The organism is Vibrio sp. V42_P2S4T144, assembly GCF_009904715.1.
GTDB classification, from domain to species: Bacteria; Pseudomonadota; Gammaproteobacteria; order Enterobacterales; family Vibrionaceae; genus Vibrio; species Vibrio alginolyticus.
Window position 1 is genome coordinate 1 of sequence record NZ_WXWS01000507.1, and the last position, 4,362, is coordinate 4,362.

At 43.5% G+C, this 4,362-nt stretch carries 1 protein-coding gene; it reads right to left on the minus strand.

What is annotated here, in order from left to right; translation table 11 throughout:
* Window positions 1-217: 217 nt before the first annotated feature.
* Window positions 218-4,362 (minus strand): NAD-glutamate dehydrogenase domain-containing protein (locus tag CAG68_RS16760; RefSeq protein ID WP_161441392.1); only part of this gene is annotated, 4,145 nt, incomplete at its 5' end.

Consider the following 4,362-nt stretch of genomic DNA (forward strand, 5'->3'; position numbering starts at 1 on the left):
ACCTATATCTTTATAAGATTTTCAAATATAAAACAAACAATTACAATCAAGTTTCTGCGATAAAAATCGTAACTAACCGCTTAAAAGCAATCGATTTCACTCTGTTTTAATTTCAACTCAATGTGACAATGTAACTATTTTCGTTCCAAATGTGAATAATAGATAATAAAAAGCCCCGTTAAATAACGAGGCTTTTACTTATGACTTGATTATTCCACTACTCTTTCGATGAGCAGTTGAGGTTTAAAAGTACTAGCTCTCGAAGTGCTACAGAGAACTTAGCAAATTCGTGTACTGAGCCAACTTTGAACTCGTTTAAGATACTCTCCCAGCGGTGCAACGATTGCTCGTTAGTTTCAATCCAATCTTCTAACGCAGCCATCACGTCAAGCTCTTCGGTTGAGCAGCCACAAGTCAGTACCTGAGCGGTAAGTTGACGTTGTTGCCAGTCCAGATCTTCACGGAATGCCGCTCTTGCAAGTGCTTGCCAGTTGTTATCAACGGCTTGGCTATTAATTTGCTTCAAGAACCAATGCAACGATAAACGGTCACCCAAGTTAAAGTAGAGTTTCGATGCTTGCTCAACCGTTTTACCTGTTTCACTTGCTACTGATGAAATATCCAGTGCAGATTGTAAGCTTGATAAGCGGGCAACTTGGTGAGCGAGTTTCTCTTCAACCCCTTTCTCTATCCAACCTTGAGCCAACTCATTGTGTTCTTCAACTTCAGACTCAACTAACATAGTGTCTAGGGTTTCAGTGATAACATTGACATCTTGCTTGTAGATAGCAATCAACTCACCGACCGTGCATTTGCCGCTACGGTTACGAAGCAACCAGCGTGCAATTCGACGCAGTGCTCGGCGCACGTAAAACATAATTTCGTATTGAGCTTGCGCTGTCGCAACGTTATCAAGTTTGCGAGTTTGCTTGAGGATTGCTTCTAAATCAAAGATTTCTCTAGCCGCACTGTAAGCATTGGCAATATCGACAACACTTGCACCAGTTTCTTCTTGCAAACGAGTAACGAAGTTACAGCCCATTTCATTAACCATCTGGTTAGCCAATGCTGTAGCGATAATTTCAGCTCGCAGTGGGTGATTAACCATTTGATCTTTATAGTTACGTCGTAACGCACTTGGGAAATATTCAACAAGTTGTTTTGCATGGAATTCATCATTTGCGATTTCATCCGTAACAAGTTGCTGTTTAAGTACCATTTTACCGTAGGCAACTAACACTGATAGCTCAGGGCGAGTCAGACCTAGTCCCTGTTTTTCACGCTCGATTAGCGTTTCATCATCAGGAATGTATTCGAGAGCACGGTCCAAGTACCCTGCTTTCTCCATAGTGTGGATGAATCGAATTTGCTCCTTAACAATGCCAACACCTTGCTGTTCAGTAACAGAGATCGACTCCGACTGACGGTAAGCATCATCCAAGACAATTTCACCCACTTCGTCTTCCATAGACTCTAGAATTTGGTTACGTTGCTTAACCGTAAGATCGCCATTTGAAACCAGTCCATTGAGGAAGATCTTGATGTTGACTTCATTATCCGAACAGTCAACGCCACCTACGTTATCAACGAAGTCCGTGTTCACTCGACCGCCAGTTAGTGCGTATTCGATACGACCAAGCTGAGTCATACCCAAGTTACCACCTTCGCCAACCACTTTGGCTCTTAAGTCACGGCCGTCAATGCGCAGCATGTCGTTAGCACGGTCACCAACATCTGTATGAGTTTCTGTCGATGATTTAACGTAAGTGCCGATACCACCGTTCCAAAGAAGATCGACTTTCATTTTCAAGATCATCTTTATCAGATCGTTAGGCGCTAAAGATGCTTTCTTCGTACCTAACATTTTCTGAATTTCTGGCGTCAACTGGATCGATTTTGATCGACGAGAGAAGATGCCACCACCTTGAGAGATCAAGTCTTTGTTGTAATCTTCCCAGCTTGATCTTGGCAAATTAAACAAGCGGTTACGCTCTTCCCAGCTGCTGGCTGAATCTGGATTTGGATCAATAAAGATGTGCATGTGGTTAAACGCAGCTTGCAATCGAATATGCTTCGATAACAGCATACCGTTACCGAACACGTCACCTGCCATATCACCTACACCGATTGCAGTAAAATCAGTGGTCTGACAGTTGATGCCCATTTCACGGAAGTGACGTTTAACAGATTCCCAACCACCTTTTGCGGTGATTCCCATTGCTTTGTGATCGTAACCGTTTGAACCACCTGAAGCGAATGCGTCACCTAGCCAGAAGTTGTATTCTGCAGAAACAGAGTTTGCCAAATCTGAGAAGGTTGCTGTGCCTTTATCGGCAGCCACTACTAGATATGGGTCATCTTCATCGTGACGAACAACGTTTTGTGGTGGTACCACCTCTCCTTCAATGATGTTATCTGACACATCAAGCAGTGCACGGATAAAGCGTTTGTAACAACGCTGACCTTCCGCAAAAATTTCATCACGAGTGGTGAGAGATGGCTGGCGTTTACAAACGAAGCCGCCTTTTGCACCCACTGGTACAATTACAGTGTTCTTAACCTGTTGCGCTTTTACTAAGCCAAGAATCTCCGTACGGAAGTCTTCTTGACGATCTGACCAACGCAAACCACCACGAGCCACTTTTCCACCACGAAGGTGAACACCTTCAATATCTGGTGCGTAAACAAAGATCTCGAATGCAGGTACAGGCTGCGGAATCTCAGGAATATCGCTTGGCTTCATTTTCAAAGATAACCAAGGCTTAGGCTGCTTATTCTCGTCTACTTGGTAGTAGTTGGTACGAAGCGTCGCCATGATCATTTCAATATAACGACGAATAATACGATCATCATCCAAGCTCTCTACACGATCCAACTGCTCTGTTAGCTTTTTAATTAGATCGTTTTGGCCTTTCTCGCTGCCTTTGTGTTTCGGATCAAATCGCTTGGTGAACAGCTTGACTAGACCTGTCGCTAAGTCTGGGTAGTGGCTTAGCGTGTCTTCGATGTACTGCTGACTGAATGGGAAGCCGACTTGGCGCATGTATCGTGCGTAAGCGCGAAGAATGGAAATCTCACGGCCAGATAAAGACGCACCTAATAACAATCGGTTGAAACCATCACTTTCAAGATTACCCGCCCAAATGGCAGCAAATGCTTGTTGGAAACGATCACGAGCTTCACGAAGGTCAACGGTTTTCTCGCTCTTATGCAGCATAGAGAAGTCAAGGATCCAGAAAGTCTGCCCGTTGTTTTTCTCGATCTCATATGGCGATTCGCCAATCACACGCAAACCAAGGTTTTCCAACATCGGCATTACGTCAGAAAGGTGAATTGGTTCATCGCGATGGTATAACTTTAAGCGGACAGCTTTGGAATCTGCACCCTCTTCTTGAGGTCGGTAGAACAACATGCCAAGTTTATTATCATCACTTAACGCTTCTAAGCGCTCGATATCTGCAACCGCAGAACCTGGCATCATGTCCTCTTTGTATGAGCGAGGGAACGCACTCATATATTCTTTTGAAAGAGGAAGGCCTTTACTTTCACCAAAGTTAGCAATGATGGATTCTTTTAGTCTGTCATCCCAAGAGGTAGAAACTTCCATTAGATTTTGCTCGATCTTTTTCACGTCTACGTCAATGTTGTTATTGTCTACACGAACAATGTAATGTGTTCTCGCTAGTGGGCTTTCTGAGAAGTACGTTGTAAATTCAACCTCTTGCTCGCAACCAAAGTACTGCTTAAGAATGCGTTGAGTTTGACGACGCAATTCTGTGTTGTAACGATCTTTAGTGACATAAACCATGCAACTGAAGAAACGACCAAATGGGTCTTTACGAACAAACAAACGCAGCAAGTCACGATCTTGCATTTGTACAACACCCATTCCCACCTCAAGCAGCTCTTCTTCATTAGCTTGAAGCAACTCGTCGCGTGGGTAGTTTTCTAAGATATTGTGCAATGCTTTGTATGAGTATGATCCGTGACGGTATCCACTTGCTTCAAGGATACGGTCAACTTTTTCGCGGATCAAAGGAATACTTTGTACCGCTTGGTTGTAAACGGCGGAGGTATATAAACCAGTAAAGCGATGCTCACCTATTACTTTACCGTTTTCATCAAACTTCTTAATACCGATGTAATCAGTATAAGCCGGACGGTGGATACGAGATGCTTTGTTACCTTTGGTGATGATCAGAGCGTATGGTTTTTTCGCTTCTAATCGCGCTGAATCTGATAATTCAGAGAGCTTGACGCTACGCACGCGCTTGTCATCAGCAAACAGACCTAGTCCTTTTTCTTTAGCAGGAACAAGTTCGGTATCACCATTGACCTCTTTTAAGTCATAATCTTTATAAC